At 53.7% G+C, this 20,918-nt stretch carries 21 protein-coding genes and 1 riboswitch; all 21 genes read left to right on the top strand.

Going from position 1 to position 20,918, the window contains the following annotated elements; all coding sequences use genetic code 11:
- Nucleotides 1–33 precede the first annotated feature (33 nt).
- The 21 genes from ETC00_RS01405 to flaG all read left to right on the top strand — a co-directional run bounded on the left by ETC00_RS01405 (nt 34) and on the right by flaG (nt 20,906).
- Nucleotides 34–1,017, top strand: coding sequence for an SLAP domain-containing protein (locus tag ETC00_RS01405; protein ID WP_171564167.1), 984 nt, complete (start codon nt 34–36; stop codon nt 1,015–1,017).
- Between the two features lie 234 nt (nt 1,018–1,251).
- On the top strand, nt 1,252–3,807 hold the full coding sequence (locus tag ETC00_RS01410) for a S8 family peptidase (RefSeq protein WP_171564168.1): 2,556 nt from the start codon (nt 1,252–1,254) through the stop codon (nt 3,805–3,807).
- Nucleotides 3,808–3,834: 27 nt separating this feature from the next.
- Nucleotides 3,835–4,296, top strand: coding sequence for a hypothetical protein (locus ETC00_RS01415; RefSeq protein ID WP_171564169.1), 462 nt, complete (start codon nt 3,835–3,837; stop codon nt 4,294–4,296).
- Between the two features lie 52 nt (nt 4,297–4,348).
- Nucleotides 4,349–4,449: riboswitch (SAM riboswitch) on the top strand.
- Between the two features lie 135 nt (nt 4,450–4,584).
- Nucleotides 4,585–5,790 (top strand): methionine adenosyltransferase, encoded by a 1,206-nt coding sequence (gene metK / locus ETC00_RS01420; protein ID WP_171564204.1) that lies wholly within the window; start codon nt 4,585–4,587, stop codon nt 5,788–5,790.
- A gap of 125 nt (nt 5,791–5,915) precedes the next feature.
- A complete protein-coding gene (locus tag ETC00_RS01425; protein ID WP_249179184.1) occupies nt 5,916–6,935 on the top strand; it encodes a polysaccharide deacetylase family protein in 1,020 nt (339 codons plus the stop codon).
- Complete coding sequence (locus ETC00_RS01430; protein ID WP_171564170.1) at nt 6,932–8,074, top strand: sensor histidine kinase; 1,143 nt, start codon at nt 6,932–6,934, stop codon at nt 8,072–8,074. Before ETC00_RS01425 ends, ETC00_RS01430 begins: the two co-directional genes overlap by 4 nt.
- Nucleotides 8,075–8,103: 29 nt before the next feature.
- On the top strand, nt 8,104–8,811 hold the full coding sequence (locus ETC00_RS01435) for a response regulator (protein ID WP_171564171.1): 708 nt from the start codon (nt 8,104–8,106) through the stop codon (nt 8,809–8,811).
- A 70-nt stretch (nt 8,812–8,881) separates the two neighbouring features.
- The gene (locus ETC00_RS01440) at nt 8,882–9,253 is read left to right on the top strand and encodes a glycosyltransferase family 2 protein (protein ID WP_171564206.1); all 372 of its coding nucleotides are present in this window, start codon (nt 8,882–8,884) and stop codon (nt 9,251–9,253) included.
- Nucleotides 9,254–9,362: 109 nt separating this feature from the next.
- Nucleotides 9,363–11,309: a DEAD/DEAH box helicase gene (locus ETC00_RS01445; RefSeq protein ID WP_230077477.1), complete on the top strand. Its 1,947-nt coding sequence runs from the start codon at nt 9,363–9,365 to the stop codon at nt 11,307–11,309.
- The gene (locus tag ETC00_RS01450) at nt 11,288–12,181 is read left to right on the top strand and encodes a ComF family protein (RefSeq protein WP_171564172.1); all 894 of its coding nucleotides are present in this window, start codon (nt 11,288–11,290) and stop codon (nt 12,179–12,181) included. Before ETC00_RS01445 ends, ETC00_RS01450 begins: the two co-directional genes overlap by 22 nt.
- Nucleotides 12,182–12,432: 251 nt before the next feature.
- The gene (locus tag ETC00_RS01455; protein ID WP_171564173.1) at nt 12,433–12,861 is read left to right on the top strand and encodes a TIGR03826 family flagellar region protein; all 429 of its coding nucleotides are present in this window, start codon (nt 12,433–12,435) and stop codon (nt 12,859–12,861) included.
- A 149-nt stretch (nt 12,862–13,010) separates the two neighbouring features.
- The gene (flgM, locus tag ETC00_RS01460) at nt 13,011–13,286 is read left to right on the top strand and encodes a flagellar biosynthesis anti-sigma factor FlgM (protein ID WP_171564174.1); all 276 of its coding nucleotides are present in this window, start codon (nt 13,011–13,013) and stop codon (nt 13,284–13,286) included.
- Nucleotides 13,287–13,329: 43 nt separating this feature from the next.
- Entirely contained in the window at nt 13,330–13,830 is a 501-nt protein-coding gene (locus ETC00_RS01465; protein WP_171564175.1) for a flagellar protein FlgN, read from the top strand.
- 13 nt (nt 13,831–13,843) lie between these two features.
- Complete coding sequence (gene flgK / locus ETC00_RS01470; protein WP_171564176.1) at nt 13,844–15,322, top strand: flagellar hook-associated protein FlgK; 1,479 nt, start codon at nt 13,844–13,846, stop codon at nt 15,320–15,322.
- Nucleotides 15,323–15,343: 21 nt separating this feature from the next.
- On the top strand, nt 15,344–16,231 hold the full coding sequence (gene flgL / locus ETC00_RS01475) for a flagellar hook-associated protein FlgL (protein ID WP_171564177.1): 888 nt from the start codon (nt 15,344–15,346) through the stop codon (nt 16,229–16,231).
- Nucleotides 16,232–16,250: 19 nt separating this feature from the next.
- A complete protein-coding gene (locus ETC00_RS01480; protein ID WP_171564178.1) occupies nt 16,251–16,823 on the top strand; it encodes a DUF6470 family protein in 573 nt (190 codons plus the stop codon).
- A gap of 15 nt (nt 16,824–16,838) precedes the next feature.
- Nucleotides 16,839–17,255, top strand: a complete 417-nt coding sequence (locus tag ETC00_RS01485) for a flagellar assembly protein FliW (RefSeq protein WP_171564179.1) — start codon at nt 16,839–16,841, stop codon at nt 17,253–17,255.
- Between the two features lie 5 nt (nt 17,256–17,260).
- Entirely contained in the window at nt 17,261–17,503 is a 243-nt protein-coding gene (gene csrA / locus ETC00_RS01490; RefSeq protein WP_171564180.1) for a carbon storage regulator CsrA, read from the top strand.
- Between the two features lie 171 nt (nt 17,504–17,674).
- A complete protein-coding gene (locus tag ETC00_RS01495) occupies nt 17,675–18,496 on the top strand; it encodes a flagellin N-terminal helical domain-containing protein (protein ID WP_171564181.1) in 822 nt (273 codons plus the stop codon).
- Between the two features lie 68 nt (nt 18,497–18,564).
- Nucleotides 18,565–20,487 carry a tetratricopeptide repeat-containing glycosyltransferase family 2 protein gene (locus ETC00_RS01500; protein WP_171564182.1) on the top strand — a complete coding sequence of 641 codons (1,923 nt, stop codon included), beginning with the start codon at nt 18,565–18,567 and terminating at the stop codon, nt 20,485–20,487.
- A 77-nt stretch (nt 20,488–20,564) separates the two neighbouring features.
- Nucleotides 20,565–20,906 (top strand): flagellar protein FlaG, encoded by a 342-nt coding sequence (gene flaG, locus ETC00_RS01505; RefSeq protein WP_171564183.1) that lies wholly within the window; start codon nt 20,565–20,567, stop codon nt 20,904–20,906.
- Nucleotides 20,907–20,918: the final 12 nt, after the last annotated feature.

Consider the following 20,918-nt stretch of genomic DNA (forward strand, 5'->3'; position numbering starts at 1 on the left):
TATCCGCTGGTCGGGAAATGAGGAGGTTTTGACATGAGTTGGTTGCTGGAAAACTGGTTTGGCTCCAAAGAGAGCCTGGAGCAAGTGCGCGAAGATGTGCACAATCACCTGCAAAAGGAGTCTTATCTGGGCGTGTCCGGGATCGACAATCCGGAGCAGTCGTCCAATCGCATCCCGTCCAAGGAAATGGTCTTGAACCTGCACGGCCCCTGGGGCGATAAGCTGGATGAGCAGGAAGCCGAGCTGATGCAGTACATTCACGACGAGCTGCCGCCCGTGGTGCGGGACGAAGTGGGGATCTTCCCGTTCTTTACTCAGGTGACGCAGGAAGGGTACCTGGTGCTTACCTTTATCCGCAATGCCACCAGCCGCAACATGCTGTTTCAACGGCTGCCGCTGAGACTGGTCACTCCGGATGGAAAAGTCGTCGCCCGCAAAACGTTCCATCTGCTGGAGTTTGGGCCGGTCGGCGACAAGTCGAGCCGTCCGTGTGAGTTCCTGTTCCCGTGGAGCGAGTTTGAGGAGCTGCCGGATAAGGAAGTGCCGCTCACACTGGAATACAAGAAACCTGAGAAAACAGCCGAGCACCCGGAAATGCTGGGCGGAGAGCTGACCGAAGAGGAGCAGCAGCAGTACCAGGACAAGGCAGCTGCTCTGCCGGTTGAAGATGACCTGGTGGACCTGCAGGTGCTGGACATTTTGGATGGAACCAACAACGGCCTGAAGGTGGTCGTGCTGTTCCGCAACGGGCTGAACAAGCGTCTGGAATTTACGGAAGTGCCGATTATCGTGCACGACAAGGCTGGAGATGCAGTGGCCCGCGTCCACTACACGCTGGAAAACCTGAAGGTGGAAGCCAAGGGCAGCCGGATGTGGGCGTTTGAAATCCCGGCAACGTCGATCAAGAAAGAAGGCGTGAAAGCCGCTGATTGCACCGCTTTCATCCCCAAAGCCAAGCAGCAGAAAAAAGGACCGGCTGCGCCTAAAACTTCGCAGCCAAATGGCTTATTGCAATAACGAAACGTTTTAGAACCACCCCCTTTTGCCGCAGTGGCAGAAGGGGGTATTGCTGTTTGGGTGGATGACGTTCCAGGTATTGGATCAACAGGGTTGCGTTTCATCTGTTTGTTCCGCTATGCTAGATAGATAGAAATGGTAGAAAGTACAGAGAAGGGCATGTGACCCGCCACTACCTGATTCCCTGTGTTTCGCCGTCATGGGAAAAACAGGGGAGGAAGGACTGTCATTTTCATGAGGAGAGTTATCATTTTGGGGCTTGTGGTCGCCATCGGATTGGCGGCGGTGATCGCGAATGTCAGAACCGTGTCAGCGGCCGGAATCACGTCGGACCGGTACATCAACAACCAGACCCATCTCAAGCAGATCAAGGCAGACCAGGCGTGGAAAACGGTCAACAGCAACAATTCCATCATCATCGCCGTCCTGGATACAGGGGTGGATGCCAACCATCCCGATTTGAAAGGAAATGTACTGCCGGGGATCAATCTGGTGAATCCGGGAAAGTCTGCGCATGACGACAGCGCAAACGGACACGGCACGGCGGTGGCAGGGATTATCGCGGCCAAGGGGAACAACGGCATCGGGGTGTCCGGGGTGTTGTGGAACGCCCACATCCTGCCGATCAAGGTGCTGGACAAATACGGCCAGCAGGACAATATTGACGTCATCGCCAAGGGGATAAACATGGCGCTGGACCGGGGGGCCAAGGTGATCCTCATGTCGGTCAGCAGCATGTCGTACTCCAAAGCCTTGACGGAGGCGGTCCAGCGGGCGGAAGCGAGCGGAGCGGTGCTGGTGGCGGCCAGCGGCAACGAGAGCGACCGGGTCGCCTATCCGGCTGCGTATCCGACCGTGATCGCTGTCGGGGCGGTCAAAAGCAACAACCAACCGCTGAGCGAGTCCAATTCGGGGCCGGAGTTGAATCTGGTGGCTCCCGGCATGAACGTGTACACCACCAAGCCCGGAGGCAAATACGGCACGTTGAGCGGCACGTCGGCCGCTGCTCCCCAGGTAGCGGGGGCCGCAGCGCTGGTGCTGGCCCGCCGTCCCAACATGTCGCCGTTCGATGTGCGACAACTTCTGTACCAGACCGCCACGGATCTGGGCGAGCGCGGCTGGGACCGGCAGACGGGCTACGGCCTGCTCAATGTCGACCGGGCCGTCCGAAGCAACCCTTCGACGGATTTTCACGAGCCGAACAACAGCATGGGACAAGCCAGTCCGTTTCCCATCGAGTCGCAGATTCGCGGACGGCTCAACCAGTCCGACACGATTGACTGGTACAAGATGGATATTCCCTACGATGGCAAAGTGACGCTGAGGGGTTCTATATCCACTTCGATATCGTCCCCCATGGCCGCCACGTTCTATTCGGAAAATCGTACGCCTGTCACGTATTACATGGGCAACGGCGATACCCTGACGGTTCCGGCCAAGGCCGGACGCATGCTGATCAAACTGGAGCGAACCGGCGGGGTCAACGCGTTTACCTACGTGCTGACCAGCTCGTTTTCGATCAACCCGGACCGCTACGAGCGAAACAACAACATGGATACGGCGCGACCCCTGGTCGGGAATCAGATCAGCGTGACCGGCAATTTTCACGAGGAAGGCGATCAGGACTGGTTTTCCTACTACGTGCGTGAGTATGGCCGGCTGAACATTACGGTTACCCCTGACACCAAGCGAATGGATCTGAACATGCGCATCGGCAAACAGGGGCAGGGATGGGAAGAGTACGACACCTGGGACCGGGACAACCCGGTCGAGCGGGCACAAAAAGATGTGTCGCCGGGCAAGTATTACATACGCATCAGCGAATACTGGGGCAATCAGGTAAACGGGGAGTACCGGCTGGATTTGTCCTTCACGCCGGTTCGCAAGGACGTCAATGAACCAAACGATACGTATCGCCAGGCCTCTCAACTGGCCAACGGCACATTGATGACCGGCACCTTGCCGACCCATACCGATTCAGATTGGTTCCAATTTACCGTGGATTCGGAATCCTACGTCAGCGTTCGTGCGCCGTTTGTCCCCGTGTCCAAGGGGATGCGCATCGAGATCTACGGGTCCCATACCTTTAACTATGCGCTGGCTGCTACCGATCAGGTGGCCCAGTTGTCCGATCAAGGCAAGGAAGTCATCGGATTAAAGCTCAAGCCTGGGAAGTACTACATCCGATTGAGCAGTACGGTCCCGTTCAAATACGATGCCTACCGCCTCACACTGCACAAGGAGAAGCTGGTGGACGGCTATCGGGACATTGCCGGTCACTGGGCTCGCGCCGAAATCGCCCGGCTGACTCGAAAAGGGGTCGTCAAGGGTTTTGACAATGCCACGTTTCAGCCGAATCAGCAGGTGACGCGGGCACAATTTGCCACCATGCTGATCCAAGCCATGCGGGCCAAAGGGCTGCCGGTGGGGGCGTATACGGGCCGCAATCCGTTTGGCGACCTGTCCAGCTCCCATTGGGCCTACCAGCCGCTTCTAATGGCGTATAAACTGGGGATTATGCAGGGGTACCCCAACCGGACGATCAAGCCGAACCAGCCCATCTCCCGGGCGGAGATGGCCCAGATGACCGCCCGCGCCCAGAACTTGCTTTTGACCAAGCACTCAAGGTCGTCATACCGTGACGTACCGATCAGCCACTGGGCGTCTCCGGCGATCGAGGCGCTCACCTCCAGAGGTTGGCTGAAGGGCTACGGGAATCTCTTCAAGCCGCAGGGACGCGCGACCCGAGCCGAAGTAGTCGTTCTGTTGGCCAGAGTCTACAAATTGTGATCAACAATTAAAGGAGAGGACATCGAGATGAACAAAGCGACAAAAGGATTGATTGCAGCTGCAGTTGTCGGCACGGCCATTTTTACTTCCCAAGCGATGGCTGACGGCGGAAGCGCCGGCGTGCCGGGTTCTGCAGACGACCCGGTTGTGACGAAAAGCTACGTCGATCAGCAGATTCAGCGAGCGCTGGGCAGCGCAGGCGGCGGGAACAGCGGATTGACCGTGGTGGAGCTGAATCCGGGCCAGACGCTGTACGGCTTTGAAGGGACGGAATTCATCGTCCGCACCGGACAGGTGCAAGCTGTCGCCGGCAACAATGGAGACGGTCTGACCGACATTACGCAGGGGGCGGATCTCCGTGCCGGTGCACCGGTTTCCCACAACCACCTGCTCCTGATCGCCCGCTCCGACAACCGCGGATTGCGGCTGGACCCGAACTACAGCGGCGTGGCCTACATCATGGTGCGCGGCAAATACGAAATCCGCTAAGTGCATATTGACACCGAAGAGAAAAACCAGTATTCTATTATGCGAATGGATACTCTTATCCAGAGTAGGCGGAGGGACTGGCCCTATGAAGCCCGGCAACCGACTTGAGCGGTGCTAACCAGCAGAACGGAAATCTGTTCTGGCCGATAAGAGGTAAGGAACGCATCAAAACAAGCACCTTTTCCTCAAACGGAAAAGGTTTTTTTTTGCATGTGCCTTCGACTGATAAGAACCTGTTTCGGCCACCACACTATTTGTATGAGTCTAAAGGAGGTCGTACACATGGCATTGCAAAAAGGTCGTCGCCTGTTCACTTCTGAATCTGTCACCGAAGGTCATCCGGATAAGATTTGTGACCAAATTTCCGACGCCATTCTGGATGCGATCCTGGCAAAGGATCCGAACGCTCGCGTTGCTTGCGAAACGTCCGTAACCACCGGTCTCGTGCTCGTGGCGGGTGAAATTACCACCAACACCTATGTGGACATTCAAAAGCTGGTGCGCGACACGATCCGCGAAATCGGTTATGATCGCGCCAAATTTGGCTTTGACGCGGACACCTGCGGCGTCATCACCGCAATCGGCGAGCAGTCTGCCGACATCGCCCTGGGTGTGGACCAGGCTCTGGAAGCGCGCGAAGGCAAAATGACCGACGAGGAAATCGAAGCGATTGGCGCTGGCGACCAAGGGTTGATGTTTGGGTTTGCCTGCAACGAAACGCCTGAACTGATGCCGCTGCCGATCAGCATGGCGCACAAGCTGGCCCGTCGTCTGACCGAGGTGCGCAAAAACGGCACGCTCAGCTATCTGCGTCCGGACGGCAAAACCCAGGTGACTGTGGAATACGACGGCGACAAGCCGGTTCGCATCGACACCATTGTCATTTCCACCCAACACGCTCCGGAAGTGACGTTGGAACAAATCAAAAAAGACCTGATGGAACACGTCATTAAGCCAATCGTTCCTGCAGAACTGCTGGATGACGAGACCAAGTATTTCATCAACCCGACCGGCCGTTTCGTGATCGGCGGTCCGCAGGGCGACGCCGGCTTGACCGGACGCAAAATCATCGTGGATACTTACGGCGGCTACGCTCGTCACGGCGGCGGCGCGTTTTCCGGCAAAGACCCGACCAAGGTGGACCGTTCCGGTGCATACGCTGCTCGTTACGTAGCGAAGAACATCGTCGCAGCAGGCCTGGCGGACAAGTGCGAAGTGCAGGTAGCGTACGCCATTGGTGTGGCACAGCCTGTGTCCATCAGCGTGGATACGTTTGGCACCGGCAAGATCGCCGAGGAGGAGCTGGTGAAGCTCATCCGCAAGCACTTTGACCTGCGCCCGGCAGGTATCATCAAACAGCTTGACCTGCGTCGTCCGATCTACAAACAGACTGCGGCATACGGTCACTTTGGGCGTAATGACCTGAATGTGCCGTGGGAGAAGACAGACAAGGCAGAAGCGCTGAAACAGGACGCTGCCGGTCTGTTGAAATAACAACCGAGTAGGGAGAGCCTAGTGCACGCACTAGGCTTTTTTTCTTGGATAGGAATGGTAATCTGGTCATAAAGGAATCCGTTCTCTGGTGTCGAATCACTATGTAGGCTTAAGGAGGGATTTTGTTGCCGAAAAGGTGGCCCTTCTTCCTTTTCATTCTGGTGTCGTTCGGTCTGGTCGTGACTGCCGGACTGCTCGGGGGTGTGCATCTTCCAAATACCTACATGCCGAAAGTGCAACATTTTCCCCCGGTTCCTACGTCTATAAGCACAAGCGGGGATGATACTGCTGCAGCGCGGGAACGAACGGTAGAAAAAGAGGATGCCGTCGTACCCAGGCAGTGGTATCGAAATCGGGTGGTGGTGCTGACTTACCACCATGTGTCGAATCAATCGAACCAACGCTATGTGATTGACCCGGACCAATTTGCCCGGCATATGGCGTTTTTGCGCGAGAATGACCTGCATCCGATTTCGTTGTCGGAGTTTTTGCGTTTTGTCGACACTGGCGTGCTGTCTACCGACAACGCCGTGCTGATTACGTTTGACGATGGATACGAGAGTTACTACACGCATGCGTTTCCCGTGCTGCGGCAGTACCAGTTTCCATCCGTCAATTTTGCTATTGCAGGTCGGCTGCGGGACACCGCGGAGCGCAAGCGAGAAAATATGACGACACCGTTGACTCGCCAACAGATAAACGAAATGCTCGTTTCCGGGCTGGTGGATATCGGCTCACACACATACAGTCTGCATGAACAAGCCGCCAGCAACGAATGGGGAGAATGGGGGCCCGAGACTGCTCCCGTTTACATGGAGGATCTGCAGCGCTTGGAAAACGAGCAGGAATACCGGAACCGATTGTACGTTGACTTTACCATGTCCCGTGTCGGCCTGAGCGATCTGGTGGGCCGACCGGTGGAAACCATATCCTTGCCGTTCGGCTTTTTTAATGACATCGTTCTGCAGACCGCCCAACAAGCAGGCTACCGTTACGTGTTCAACTCCAATCCGGGAGTGGTGACACCCGGCGTCAATCCGCTTAAGATCCCGCGTTTTGACGTCGGCTCGCGCGAGATGGATACTGCCCAACTCCACCAGCTGTTTACGAAAGCGAAAAACGGATTTGAAGGAGAGCAGGAATGAACCAGGCAATCAGCATCAGCATGTTGGATGGAGTAATTAAACGAACGATTGAGACGGTGGAGGCAAGCAAGGCGCAAATCTTTGAGATTTCCGAACATGCACGCCAGCAGGGTAACACGTTAAAGCTGGAATTGCATGAATTGCGACAAGAAATTTCCAAAGTGATTCAGAAGGTGGATGCGCTGGAGCTCGCCTACCGCAAGTCGCGCAACCGGCTGGTGCTGGTGAGCCGCAACTTCCACACCTATACGGAAGAAGACATCCGCATCGCGTACGAGGAAGCGAGCCGGATCCAGGTAGAGTTGTCCATATTTCGGGAACGGGAAAACAACCTGAAGCGCAGGCGCAATGATCTGGAGCGGCAGCTTCGCAACCTGGAGGAGACGATCGAGCGGGCAGAAAAGCTTGTCACGCAGATGGGCGTTGTGCTTGGATATCTGACTGGCGACTTGAGCAAGGTCGACGAAGCACTGGAGACGGCCAAACAGCATCAGATGATGGGATTGAAAATTATTCAGGCCCAAGAGGAAGAACGGAAGCGCGTCGCGCGTGAAATTCACGACGGTCCAGCCCAATCGATGGCAAACGTGGTGCTGCGCTCGGAAATTGTAGAGAAGATGCTGAAAAATGACCGCATTCTGGAAGCGCAGATGGAACTGCACGAACTGAAAGAAATGGTCCGCATGAGTTTGGCCGATGTGAGGCGGATCATTTTTGACTTGCGGCCAATGGCGCTGGACGATTTGGGGCTGGTGCCCACGCTGCAGAAATACATTCAAACTTACGAGGAGCGAACGCAGGTTACCGTCGACTTGGTTGTGTTTGGAGTAGAGCAGCCGCTCAAAAGCTCCGTCAAAGCCGCCATCTTCCGTCTGGTACAGGAATGCCTGAACAACGTGGAAAAGCATGCGGGGGCCAACAAGGTCCAGGTGAAACTGGAGTTTTTGGAGGATGCACTGGTTCTCGTTGTCAAAGATGACGGGATCGGCTTTGATGTAGACCAGCTCACAGCCAAAGGAGGGTCTTTTGGGCTGTTGGGCATGAAGGAGCGGGCGCAACTGCTCGAAGGTACGATGGAGCTGCAGTCGTCGCCTGGAGAAGGAACGAAAGTGATGTTTCAAATACCGGTTAAATATTGAGTGCGAAATCGTACATAGGGAGGATGAACATGGAGAAAAGGCAGCAAGAAATCCGGATTGTAATTGTGGACGATCACCAATTGTTCCGTGAAGGCGTCAAACGAATTTTGGAAATGGAGAGCGACTTTCGGGTAATCGGCGAAGGCTCCGACGGGGAAGAGGCGTATCGCCTCGCTGAGGAGCACAAGCCGGATGTGATCCTGATGGACATCAACATGCCCAATGTCAACGGTGTCTCCGCCGCGGAACACGTCATTTCCGTAAGCCCGGATACCCGTGTGATCATCCTGTCCATTCATGACGACGAAGGTTACGTGTACCGTACGCTGCGTTCCGGCGCGTCCGGCTATCTGTTGAAAGAGATGGGGACGAACGATCTGGTGGAAGCCGTTCGCGTGGTGGCCGGAGGCGGCGCATATATCCATCCGAAAGTAACAGGCAAGCTGATTGAAGAATTTCGCCGCTTAAGCGAACAGGAAGGAGTGGCGGAACGGACGTTTGCGGCAGAGGATTCGGAGCCGGTCGATCCGAAGGTGATCGAGTCGCTGACCCGCCGCGAGCGCGAGGTGCTGCAGCTGATGGCAGAAGGGAAAAGCAACCGGGCCATCGGGGAGTTTTTGTTTATCAGTGAGAAGACGGTGAAAAACCACGTCAGCAGCATTTTGCAAAAGCTGAGCGTGCAAGACAGGACACAGGCTGTAGTCATTTCCATTAAAAACGGCTGGGTGAAACTGTAAAGAGGGAAGGCGGCTGCACCATATACAAGCCATCTGGCATACCTTGATTGCAAGAGGAGGTATGACCGTGATGGAAGAGTTGGTGGTGTGGCTGTTGGCGGCATATGGCTGCTCCTCTCTGCTGGTGACACTTGCAAACCGCTGGATCAGCCGCATGGCAGTGCGAGCGGACCAATCATGCGTGCATTACCGGCTGCTGCTCGGCAACTCTGAGCAGGTGCTGGAATACGCAGTCCGGCGGCTGCATGCCCGTTCGTATTGGAGCGGTACACCGATTCGCATCTCGTATGTCGATTACGGATCGACTGATGATACATGTGGGATCACGGCTGTGTTGAAACGGGCCGGCTGCCTCTGCGCCGACGAGGAGGAAGAGGTGGCCGACGCCCCGGCCGTGATCGTAGACCTTCGCCATACAGACGAGTGGGAGCGCGTGATATAACGCGCTTTTTTCTTTTGTCGTGCTGCTTCACGGTCCCGAAATATTTGCAGACAGCTGCTGTCTTTTTGCACACTGGTCTTGCAGAGACAAGGGGGACGGAGGCGGTAGTGTGCGAGAGTACCTGCTCTATGTAAAAGTGGGCGACGAGGCGGCGCACGTGTATGTGACGCCGTGTTTTACGGTGGATCAGATGTATTGGCGGGAGCGGGACGGCTGCAGGCTCCACGTCATTGGCAAAAGCCCATCGCTGGCGCTGGCCTTTTACCTGAGAGGGATGCTGAACGCGCGACTGCAGGGTCGGGATGTCGGGGAAGAGGAGATTGCCGCCATGCGGGAATGGGCGCTGGCACACGTCAGGGAAACCAACGCCTTGTACGGCCGGGAAGCCGGGGACATGCAGCCGCTCAGGGGAGAGTGGTTTTCGATTGAGGTGACCGGGGAAGACACGGAGGATTCCGATGGCCGGCAAACTGATGAGCGAGCAGATGCCGAAGGAAAGGCTCCGCCAAGTCCTGGAGCATCTCTGTCCGCCGGTGCCCTTCCCGATCTGCGCGCAGACAGTGAGCGGCTGCATCTGCTCTTGCAGGGGCGCGCTTTGCTGTTGGAAGAGCTGGACGGCTTTCTGCATCGGCGCGGCTGGACGGGAAGTCTGCGCACGGAATGCTTGCAGTGGCTGGTACTCGACGGGAAAGCGGAGTGGCGGCCGGGCATTGAGCTGTTCGTGAGACGCGACATATGGCGCCGGCGTTTGGCGATGCGGTGCGGACGCTGCGGCAGCGAGCGGGGGATCGCGCTCACGCTCTGCCACTCCTGCGGGCAGGGCTGCGCATACTGCACGACATGTTTGGACATGGGCAAAAGCAAATGCTGCACGCCGTATCTCTGCGTTCCCGGCAGACGCACCCGCTTTCGCCAGGACGGCGCAGCGGCTGCTCTCCAGTGGGAGGGGCGGTATTCGCAGATGCAGGCGGCTGCGGCGGAACGGGCCAGACGCTTCGTAGCGGCCAGCAGACCGGGGCCCGCGGCGTTTTTGATGTGGGCGGTCTGCGGAGCGGGGAAAACCGAGCTGTTGTTTCCTGCCATCCGGGAGACGCTGGCGGATGGCGGACAGGTATTGATCGCCACGCCGCGCAAGGATGTGGTGCTGGAGTTGGCCCCCCGCCTGCAGCGCGTTTTCCCGGCAGCGCGCGTGATCGCCGTTCACGGGTCCAGCCGGGAAAAATGGGAGGACGCTGACATTACTGTTGCCACCACCCACCAGGTGATGCGCTACTATCAGCGCTTTCCCCTGGTCGTTTTGGATGAGGCAGACGCGTTTCCGTACCACAACAACCCTGTCTTGTACCGGGCAGTTTCCCGCGCCGTTCAGCCCGGCGGGAAAACTCTGTATTTGAGCGCCACGCCGCCCCGCTATCTGCGAAAGCGGCTGGTCCCATCCGCCTTTCGGTTCCCGACCCACTCCGCTACTCACGTGCTGCTGCCGGGGCGGTATCACGGATATCCCCTGCCGGTGCCCAGGGTGTGCACGGTAGCTGCCCTGGACAAGCGGATGCGGCTGGGGCGTGCTGTACCGCCGCTGCTCGATGGCGTCAAGGCTTCCCTCGCGGCCGGCCGTCAGGTGTTCGTCTTTGTCCCGCGGGTGGAGGACGTTCCCCGGGTCCTGCAGTATTTGCAGGCCCGGCTGCCGGATCACGCAAACGCGCTGGCGGGCGTCCATGCCGCCGATCCGGAGCGGGAGCAGAAGGTACGCCTCTTTCGGGACAGGCGTTTTGCGGTGATGGTGACCACTACCATTCTGGAACGGGGAGTCACCATTCCGCGCAGTGACGTGATTGTCGTCGGGGCGGATGCCCCCGTTTTTGACGAGGCTTCCCTCGTCCAGATTGCCGGACGCGTGGGCCGTTCCGCTGACGCGCCGGAGGGAACCATACTGTTTATCCAGTCTCATCGTTCCACCGCCCCCTATGCTGCCATCAGGCAGATTTGCAGGATGAACCGTTTGGCGGAGCGGCTGCGGGAAAAGGAGGCGCGTTCATGCTGCGAGAGCCGTGTGTAAGCTGCGGCGGCCGGGTGACCTCGCGGGAGGAGACAGTCCGGCGCTTGTCTCTGGCCATAGCGCGCAGCGGCCGCTACCCGGCGGTCTACCGGCTGCTGGACGGACTGGGTCTGTGTGCCGATTGTCTTCGGCTCCTGCCGATCGTGGGCGAGCAGATTTGCGTCCAGTGCGGACGGGACATGGGCGGCCCAACGCTTCCCCTGCTGTCAAATCAGCAGAAGTGCGGGGACTGCGCATCTGTCGAGGAAGAACCGTTGTCCGGCAACCGTGGGCTGCTGGTCTACAACGAGTGGGGAAAAGAGATGCTCAGCCGGTTCAAATACAGAGGAGACGAACGCATGGCCGGCTTGTTTGCCGCTTTGCTGGCGCTGGCCTTTTACCGCTACTACGGATCAATTCGATTCCGGTGTGCAGCCGCTGTTCCCCTCCATGACAACCGTTTGCGGGAGCGCGGCTTCAACCAGGTGGAGCTGATGGTGCGGGGGCTGAGCAACCACATTGGCGTAGATGCTGTCCCCCTGCTGGCGCGGACGAGGCATACCCCGAAACTGAGCAGGCAGGGCGGGCGTACCGCGCGGCAGGAGAGCATGCGGGGAGCGTTTGAGTGGGTGGGTCCTGTGTCCTGTCGCAGCCGCGAGATGGAGATCACTGCGGATGGCGGCGGATCAGGTGTCCGTGTACGCGGGGATGTGTCGTACTGGCGGCAAAGAGTTGGCCCGGCATTACTTGGGCGTCTGTTCAAGGCTTCCGACGCCATTCTGCTCGTGGACGATATTTACACCACCGGCACCACGCTGCGTGCCTGCGCAAAGACAATCAGGGATCAGGTGGGGCATGGCTGCCGCGTCTATTCACTGACGGTCTTTCGGTAGCATCGAGCCTGCCTGTTTGCGACTGCCATCAAGGGCGTAGACTTTAAAGGAGAAGATTTTCGTTACGGTTTTTCATATGGTTTTTCCATGCACCGCGCAGCCGGCAGCTCCGTTTTATTAATTTAAGAGACAGCCAACCCTCTCCATGTTTTTATTCTCTTCATAGCCATCTTGGAAAAAATGCGCTATGATGGAAGTACAACGGGTTGAACATCAAGAGCAAGTACGGGGAGATCAAAGGAGTTGTGCTTATGTCACTGGGCAAACTGTCTAACTGCTCACGCTGCGGTACCCTGTTTGTGCAGGTCGTTCGCGATATTTGCCCTTCATGTCATCAGGTGATAGAAAAAGAATATGAACGGTGCGCCTCTTTTCTGCGCAAGCGGGAGAACCGGGGGGCGACGATCTATCAGCTCAGTGAAGCAACCGGAGTTTCCATTAAACAGATTACCCGATTCATCAAAGAGAGACGAATTTCGATTGCCAACAACCCCAACATGGGCTATCCCTGCGATCGATGCGGGTTTTTGATTCGCAGCGGACAGTATTGTGCCGACTGCACCAAGCATCTGCAGCGGGACATCGTGCTGGATCTCGACGTCGAGCGGCGTCTGGAAGAAGAAAAGCGGGCTCGCTTGATAGAAGCTACATATCGAAGAAAGCAGAATCGTGACGAATAGTTTTCGCGGAAAAAACTAATCGTTTGCCGGTATTTTGCCGATGATACTACTAAAGAAGTATCATCGGTTTTCTTGTTATGATGAGGATGTGGAGCGATCCTGCTCCCCAGTCTTTTATGTCTGTTTGGATTGAGAGGATGGTTTTTCAGATGCGTATTCAGGAACCGAACCGCACGGGAATGATAAATGCCTACAATAAAACGGGGCAGACGCCGGTTGGCAAAGGGCGCAAGCTGTCCATGGGCAAGGATGAAGTGAACATTTCAGCGGAAGCCCTGGAGATGCTGAAGCAGGTGGAGGACCCCGACTCTCCCGCGCGACGGGAAAAGATACAGCGCTTGAAAAAACAGGTGGAGGAAGGGACGTATCGCGTTCCCAGCGACAAGCTCGCCGACAAAATCCTGTCCTTCTGGCGCAAGCTGTAAGGGACGCGTATGACGACCTCGAGGGGAAAGCTGAGGTGTCCTCATGACGAAGTGGCATGAACTCTACGAACTGCTCGACAACTTGATTCAACTGCACAAGGCGCTGTATACGCTTGCCGTACAAAAAAAGGACGTGCTGATCAAGGGTGACGTCGACGAACTGGTGGCCATCACCAAGCAGGAACAGAAACTGATCCAGGCTGTCGGCAGCGCCGAGGAAGCCCGCCAGGCTGTGGCGGCTCACTTGTTCGCTTCTCTGGGTTTCACCCGGGACAACGGCACGCTTTCTGACCTGATCAAGCTGACGACCAGCGCGGAAGAGAAGATGCGTCTGACCACGTACCGCGACGAACTGATGCGGATTGTCTCTGAACTGCGGGATGCCAACGAGCTCAATCAGCAGTTGTTGGAACAGTCCCTTTCTTTTGTCAACATGACGCTCAACCTGATCACAGATGCGCCGGAGGATGACTTTATCTACGGAAATCCGACGGCGGAGGCGTTCCGCGGAAGCCATCGCAGTTTTTTCAATACCAAAGCGTAAAAGAGGTGCAATCATGCGTTCAACATTTCATGGGTTGGAAGTGAGCAAGCGCGGGCTTATTGCCCAGCAAGCGGCATTGAATACCACCGGCCACAACATCGCCAACGCCAATACGGAAGGCTACACCCGGCAGCGCGTCAATATGGTTGCGACTACTGGCATTCCGTATGTCGGCCTGAACATGAGCAGAGAGGCCGGCTTGTTGGGTACTGGTGTGATGGTGTCAGATATCCAGCGTCTGCGTGAGGATTTTCTCGATCTCCAGTTTCGAAACGAAAACAAAATCCTTGGCTATTGGGACGAAAGGGTTGATGCCCTAGCCAAAATAGAGGCGATTTTGCAGGAGCCTTCCGAGACAGGGTTGCAAAAGGTCATGGACCAGATGTGGCAGGCGTGGCAAGATCTGTCCAAAGACCCGATCAACCCGTCTACCCGTGCTGTTGTGCGGGAGCGTTCCATTGCGGTAGCTGAAACTTTTGCCAATCTGTACAAGCAGCTTCAGCAAATTCAGCAGGACATGGATCATGTCATCGGCGTCAAAGCGCTTGAGGTCAATTCGCTGGCCCAGCAAATCGCCGCTGTTAACAAGATGATCAACGACGTCGTGCCGCACGGGTATGTGCCAAACGACCTGTATGACCAACGGGACGTGTTGATCGACAAGCTGTCCAAGCTGGTGCCGGTGAAAGTTAACTATGTGGAAAACGGTATGGTGGACATTGAGGTAGACGGCCGGGATTTGGTAAACGGGTATACCTCGGTTCCGGTGGCAGCGGTGAGAAATCCGCAGACCGGTCTCAATGAATTTACCATTGGCGGGGTCAGCTTCAAACCGACATCTGGCGCAATCACTGCCATATTGGAATCGCGGGACGTGCTGATTCCCGGCACGATGGAGCGTCTCGATCTCCTCGCCATCAATTTGACCAGGGAAATCAACAATGTGCACAAGTTGGGATACAGCATCAGCGACATTAACGCCGGAGGCGGTTCGTCCCAAATCCCGTTCTTTGTTGACAGGATAAGTGGCGGCACTGCGGATCCGACCGGAGCTGCCAACATCGCGATCAACCCGGCCATTTTGGCCAGTCTGGATGCCATCGCCGCAGCCAGACCGGAGCCGGACGGCAGCGTAGTGGCAGGCAATAACGAAAACGCCTTGGCCATCGCTCAGATCAAATTCAAGATCATCCCTGCAGGAGCAGGTCCCACTGACTTCAAAGAAGCGACAACACTGGACGATTATTACCGGTACACCATTGGCGAACTGGGCGTAAAAGGACAGGAAGCCATCCGCAATCAGAAAAACTCGGAAACCATTGTCAACATGGTGGCGGCACAACGCGAATCGGTGTCAGGCGTCTCCATCGACGAAGAGATGTCCAATCTGGTCAAGTACCAACACGCCTACAACGCCGCAGCGCGTTCCATCACAGCTGTTGACGAAATTTTGGACAGGATCATTAACGGCATGGGCCGAGTCGGTCTGTAACGTCGTTAGGGAGGGTAACACATGGCTGTTCGCGTAACGCAAAACATGCTTAACCGCAACATGCTGCGCAATCTGTACAATTCGATGGGCAACATGGATAAACTGCAGGAACAGTTGTCGTCGGGGAAAAAGGTCTCCAAACCTTCTGATGACCCGGTGATTGTGACGAGGGGAATGTTTTACCGCTCCTCGCTGATTGAAAACGACCAGTTCGCCAAAAATACGACGGAAGCGCTCAACTGGCTGGACGCCACAGACCAGGCACTGGATGAGGTGGGGAACGTGTACAAGCGCGTTCAGGAATTGGTGGTAGCCTCCGGCAACGGCACCTTGTCCAATGACGACTTGAAAATGATCGCCATGGAAATCACTGAACTGAAAAACCACCTGGGCAATATAGCCAACCAGACGGTGAACGGGCGGTATATTTTTGCCGGGACCGATTCCACCAGACCGCCTTACGATACCGCGTCAGGCCAGTTTACCAACACGAACAGCTCTCTGATTAGACTGGAAATCAGCGAGAATACGTATGTGCCGATCAACATCAACGCGCAGAATGTGTTTAACAATCCGGCCGGGAACAATATTTTTACCCTGCTGGACAACATCGTCACGGAGTTGAACAATGGCAACGCTGCGACGGCATACAGTGACCAATTGAAACAGCAGGCCGATTTTGTCTTGACCGAGCGGGCTGCGCTGGGGGCACGAGTCAACCGGCTGGAACTGGTGGAAGACAGGCTGTCCAAAAGCGAGGTCTCCATTACCGGGTTGATGTCCAAAAACGAGGATGCGGACATCGCCGAAGTAATCACCCAACTGAAGGCACAGGAGAATGTTCACCGGGCCGCGCTGTCTGCCGGGGCGAGGATCATCCAGCCGTCTTTGGTTGATTTTCTGCGATAATACCAAGGGGTAGACGCACATGCCCATTGCTTCCTTGCGAATGGAGAGCACGATGGCGCGGATCGGAATCTCCGTTCAAAAACCCGTGCAGGAAATTCAGCAGCCGCATGCTGACCTCCAGCTTCGACAAAGGCCGGCCATCCTGCAGATCAGACAGGACCCCGGCGAGATCACGATCGACTCCAGCCGCGCCCGATACAGTCTCGGGCTGCGAACACCGCTGCAGTTCAGCGACGACAACGCCGCTTTCGGCAAACAGCAGTGGCTGGAGGCGATCGCCCGCATCAGTCAGGAGGGGGACCAACTGCGGGCGATCGAAAACCCGCAGGACCCCATCCCTGAACAGGCGGCTGACAGGTTCGGCATTACCCCCACACCCTTGTCGACCCCGCTCTATCCCGACGAAGGGGTGGACATTGGGTTTCGTCATGGCATTACGTTGATCAATATCCAAAAACAAGGATTTGAGAACCATACCCAAATCCGACCACCCGTGTTAAAATACACGCCGGGAAAAGCGCAGATATACATGCAGCAGTACAATCGGCTGAAGATAGAAGTCGTCGGTCTGCAGGTTGATCGGTTGATGTGAAAAGGAGAAGGTTCCATGATGACTGGCGGTAAGTTTGAGATTGGAAAGGTATTTTTTGAAGAAGGACTCCCTGGTTTTTTGCAACTGCAGTTTTTTAAACTGGTTCAGGAAGAAGAGGGGACGCCCTTTTATTTACTTCAGTCAACAGAGGATGAAAAGGTTGGGTTTTGGCTTATCAATCCGTTTGTATTCTTTGCCGATTATCAGTTCAGACTTCCTGAGCAGAGCAGGGAACTTCTCCGCCTTTCGGATGAGGGTCAGGTCATGGTTTTCAATATCATAACCCCTAGTGAAAAAGGCATTACCGTAAACCTCAAGGCTCCCATCGTCATTAACAAAGAAAATCGAATGGCAAAACAGGTGATTTTGGAAGAAGATTACGATATACGCCATCCGCTGGTACTCAAACATACAGCGCCGGGAGGTGTGTGAAACGCATGCTGGTGCTCTCCCGGAAAAAAAACGAATCGATCATGATTGGTGAGGAAATAGAAGTCAAGGTAGTCAGTATTGAAGGCGATATCGTACGGATTGGGATTGAAGCCCCTCGTGAAGTGGGAGTATACCGCAAGGAGATTTACATCACGATTAAAGAGGAAAACGAACAGGCCTCTCAACATAAAGTTGATTGGGATGTGCTGAAACGCTTAGTTCATATGGATAAAACGGACGGTGTCTGATCGTCCGTTTTTTTCGAAAAAAAGATCGAAAAAGGTATAAAGTACGTGAGATTCTCTACCGATATTACTAGTGTAAGGGTTTCGACGCAAGCGCGCGATTGTGTCGGAACCTGAATGATTCAACCAAACGGTCACAAGGACGTGGCCGTCAAAATCAAGGAGGAATCACAGATGATTATCAACCACAACCTGTCTGCAATGAACACCCATCGCCAACTGGGTATCAACACCGGCAACCTGGCGAAAAACGTAGAAAAGCTGTCTTCCGGTTACCGCATCAACCGCGCTGCTGACGACGCTGCTGGTCTCTCCATCTCCGAGCGTATGCGCGCACAAATCCGCGGTATGGAGCAAGCGGCTCGCAACGCACAAGACGGTATCTCTCTGGTGCAAACTGCTGAAGGCGCTCTGCAAACGGTAAACAACATGCTGGTGCGCATCCAAGAGCTGACGACTCAAGCAGCAAACGGTACGTACGATCCAGGCGCTGACTTGGCTCGCATCAACGAAGAAATTCAAGAACTGGCAAACGAAATTACCAACATTGCTACAAACACCAAATTTAACGGAATTACCTTGCTGGATGGCAGCGGTACAGTAACCCTCCAAATCGGTATTGACAGCACTCAAACACTGGTGCTTGATGGTACGAAATTCGATATCGGCACGCTTGGTAATACAATCGGTAGCGATTTCCAATTTACTACTCAAGCAGATGCTAACGGCCAACTTGATAACATTAAGGACTATATCAACCTGGTAAGTGCTGCGCGTTCTTACCTCGGTGCTAACCAAAACCGTCTGGAAAACACCATTAACAACCTGAACATCACGGCAGAAAACCTGCAGGCTGCTGAATCCCGTATCCGTGACCTGGATATGGCGAAAGAACAAATGGCATTCACGAAAAACAGCATTCTTACGCAAGCTTCTCAAGCAATGCTGGCACAAGCCAACCAACTGCCGCAAGGTGTTCTGCAACTTCTGCGATAATCAAAGTCATGAAAAAGAGAGCAAGATCTTCTTGCTCTCTTTTTTCAGAGTAAAGGGGATTCGATACCATGAAGATTTCAGCGTGCGTGATCACCAAAAACGAAGAGAACAATCTCCCCCAATGCTTGAACAGCGTAATATCACTCGCCTCTGAAATTGTTGTGGTTGATACTGGTTCTACGGATCGAACAGTTGAAATTGCCAAAGAATATGGAGCGAAAGTGTTCCATTTTACCTGGATAGATGATTTTGCTGCAGCCAAAAATTATGCCATCTCCCAAGCTGCAGGCGATTGGATTGTATTTTTAGATGCAGATGAATATTTTTCGGAAGAATCGATTACGCGGCTTCCACACGTGATAGAAAAAGCCAATAAAGAAAACGCAGATCTGATTATTGGACTAATTTCTCATTATGACAAAGAGTCCAAAAAAATGTTTTTAACTTCCCCCCAAGCCAGGATTTTTCGTAATGACCCAAATATCCAATATGTCGGGGCCATCCATGAAAGACTTGTAGGTAAGGAAAAAAAGGTAATCTCGTACGATGCATCGACGGAGATAACCATTATTCATACAGGATATTCGCCAGACGTACTTCGGGATAAAAGGAAGAGCGAGCGAAATCTGGAATTGTTGTTTAAGGAATGGGAAAAGAGTCCAAATCGCAGCGATTTGGCATTTTATATATCAGAGGCTTATCTGGTGGGAGACAAACTCGAGGAAGGTCTTACATATGCCAAGAAGGTTTTGCAATTTAAAAATGCAACACTTCAAGGCCTTTACGAAAAGAACTATCTGAATATCATACGCTGCATGATTAAACTGGAATATAGCCCCAGTGATATTTTGAAAACCATTGATGAAGCGATCCTTGCTTGCCCTACTGTACCCGACTACCATTTCTTTCAAGGGGATATATTTCGCCAGCAGCATCGGTTCCATGATGCCATTTACGCTTTCCAGAAAGGGTTAGGCAAGGTATCGCAAAATCTTTCTTCGCCCACAATTGCCTTTTTTAGCATTGGAACGGTATATGTCTTGCTGGGCCAATTGTACTATTACCTGCTGGAAGTCCCCACAAGTGTTGAATGTTTTGTGAATGCATTACGAATAAATAAATACGACTATGCTGCTTTGAAAAACTTGATAGATCTATTCACCAGATATGAAACAACGGAACATACAATCCAATTTTTAACCAAATTATATGATGAAGAAAATTGGAAAGACGTATTGATGTTGGTCAGTGTTTCAGCAGATGCCAGAAATACAGAGCTCATGGAGTATTACATGAAAAAACTGCCTGACAGTGTTGAATTACAGGACAAACATGCACATTTATCTTACCTAAAGGGAGACTACCAGGCCGCGGCCAACTCCTATTTGCAACTCTACAAACAAACAGGGGATGAAGACTGTGCGATAAAGGCACTTGCGGCAGCGCAGTATAGTGACAGTCCTGAACTTCAGGAGTGTATTTATTCCCAATTACCCCAAACATATAGGCAAATGGTTAGCACTGCTGCTGAAGACGAAATTAATACCCCGGTATTTTTACAAGTAATCTACGAGCATATCAAGATGAAGCAATGGGAGAAATTATTGGATTGCGCAGACGTCATTGAGAAAAACGGGTTATTGGGGGAAGTGGCTGAGCTGCTGTATCAGAATGAAGAGTACCGTTTCGCATTGGATTTTTATGATATATACCTGCAGAACGCCACAGAACTCCAAAATGAACAATTGGCGAAAATACTCGTAAAAGTTGCGAAATGTCTCTATATGAATAATGAAACAAACACTGCTTTGAAGGTACTCGAAGACGCGCAGGAACTTAACCCGTATAACTATGCTGTTTACGAACATCAACTCGTGATCCAACGAAAACTGCAAGACAGTATCGGAGCCCAGCAAACAGCCAGATCTGCTCTCGCCATATTTCCCGACTCGGAATTCTTAAAGATGACGTGCAGAATGGTTTATCACTAAGAATCAAAATTCTATCAATTCTTTTTGGAAATTAGCCGATATTTACAGTAAAGATAGCGTTGGGAAGGAGTAAGGGAATGGATATTAACGCTATATCGGCTAGGAAAATTCCAGAAACAGCAAAGTTTGATTTTTCTGTTGGACAAGGAAGCGCTGAAAGCAAACATATCGGCCAGCATCATGACGTGAAACTGTCGAAAGAACAACTCCAAAAAGAGCTTGATAACTTGAACAAGTTCGTGCAATCGGGAAACACGCACCTTAAGTTTACATTTCATGAGAAGCTAAACGAGTATTACGTCCAAATTATTGATGACCAAACAAATGAAGTTATTCGTGAAGTACCGTCCAAAAAGATCTTGGACATGGTAGCAAAGATTCATGAGATGATCGGTCTGTTGGTGGATGAAAAGCGGTAAGGAGGGATTACA

Source organism: Brevibacillus sp. MCWH, assembly GCF_013096935.1.
GTDB classification, from domain to species: Bacteria; Bacillota; Bacilli; order Brevibacillales; family Brevibacillaceae; genus Brevibacillus; species Brevibacillus aydinogluensis.

Bases quoted from the DNA above. Each gene is read 5' to 3' on its own strand.
- ETC00_RS01405 (WP_171564167.1), top strand. From the start codon at position 34: ATGAGTTGGTTGCTGGAAAACTGGTTTGGCTCCAAAGAGAGCCTGGAG.
- ETC00_RS01410 (WP_171564168.1), top strand. From the start codon at position 1,252: ATGAGGAGAGTTATCATTTTGGGGCTTGTGGTCGCCATCGGATTGGCG.
- ETC00_RS01415 (WP_171564169.1), top strand. From the start codon at position 3,835: ATGAACAAAGCGACAAAAGGATTGATTGCAGCTGCAGTTGTCGGCACG.
- ETC00_RS01430 (WP_171564170.1), top strand. From the start codon at position 6,932: ATGAACCAGGCAATCAGCATCAGCATGTTGGATGGAGTAATTAAACGA.
- ETC00_RS01435 (WP_171564171.1), top strand. From the start codon at position 8,104: ATGGAGAAAAGGCAGCAAGAAATCCGGATTGTAATTGTGGACGATCAC.
- ETC00_RS01440 (WP_171564206.1), top strand. From the start codon at position 8,882: ATGGAAGAGTTGGTGGTGTGGCTGTTGGCGGCATATGGCTGCTCCTCT.
- ETC00_RS01450 (WP_171564172.1), top strand. From the start codon at position 11,288: ATGCTGCGAGAGCCGTGTGTAAGCTGCGGCGGCCGGGTGACCTCGCGG.
- ETC00_RS01455 (WP_171564173.1), top strand. From the start codon at position 12,433: ATGTCACTGGGCAAACTGTCTAACTGCTCACGCTGCGGTACCCTGTTT.
- flgM (WP_171564174.1), top strand. From the start codon at position 13,011: ATGCGTATTCAGGAACCGAACCGCACGGGAATGATAAATGCCTACAAT.
- ETC00_RS01465 (WP_171564175.1), top strand. From the start codon at position 13,330: ATGACGAAGTGGCATGAACTCTACGAACTGCTCGACAACTTGATTCAA.
- flgK (WP_171564176.1), top strand. From the start codon at position 13,844: ATGCGTTCAACATTTCATGGGTTGGAAGTGAGCAAGCGCGGGCTTATT.
- flgL (WP_171564177.1), top strand. From the start codon at position 15,344: ATGGCTGTTCGCGTAACGCAAAACATGCTTAACCGCAACATGCTGCGC.
- ETC00_RS01480 (WP_171564178.1), top strand. From the start codon at position 16,251: ATGCCCATTGCTTCCTTGCGAATGGAGAGCACGATGGCGCGGATCGGA.
- ETC00_RS01485 (WP_171564179.1), top strand. From the start codon at position 16,839: ATGATGACTGGCGGTAAGTTTGAGATTGGAAAGGTATTTTTTGAAGAA.
- csrA (WP_171564180.1), top strand. From the start codon at position 17,261: ATGCTGGTGCTCTCCCGGAAAAAAAACGAATCGATCATGATTGGTGAG.
- ETC00_RS01495 (WP_171564181.1), top strand. From the start codon at position 17,675: ATGATTATCAACCACAACCTGTCTGCAATGAACACCCATCGCCAACTG.
- ETC00_RS01500 (WP_171564182.1), top strand. From the start codon at position 18,565: ATGAAGATTTCAGCGTGCGTGATCACCAAAAACGAAGAGAACAATCTC.
- flaG (WP_171564183.1), top strand. From the start codon at position 20,565: ATGGATATTAACGCTATATCGGCTAGGAAAATTCCAGAAACAGCAAAG.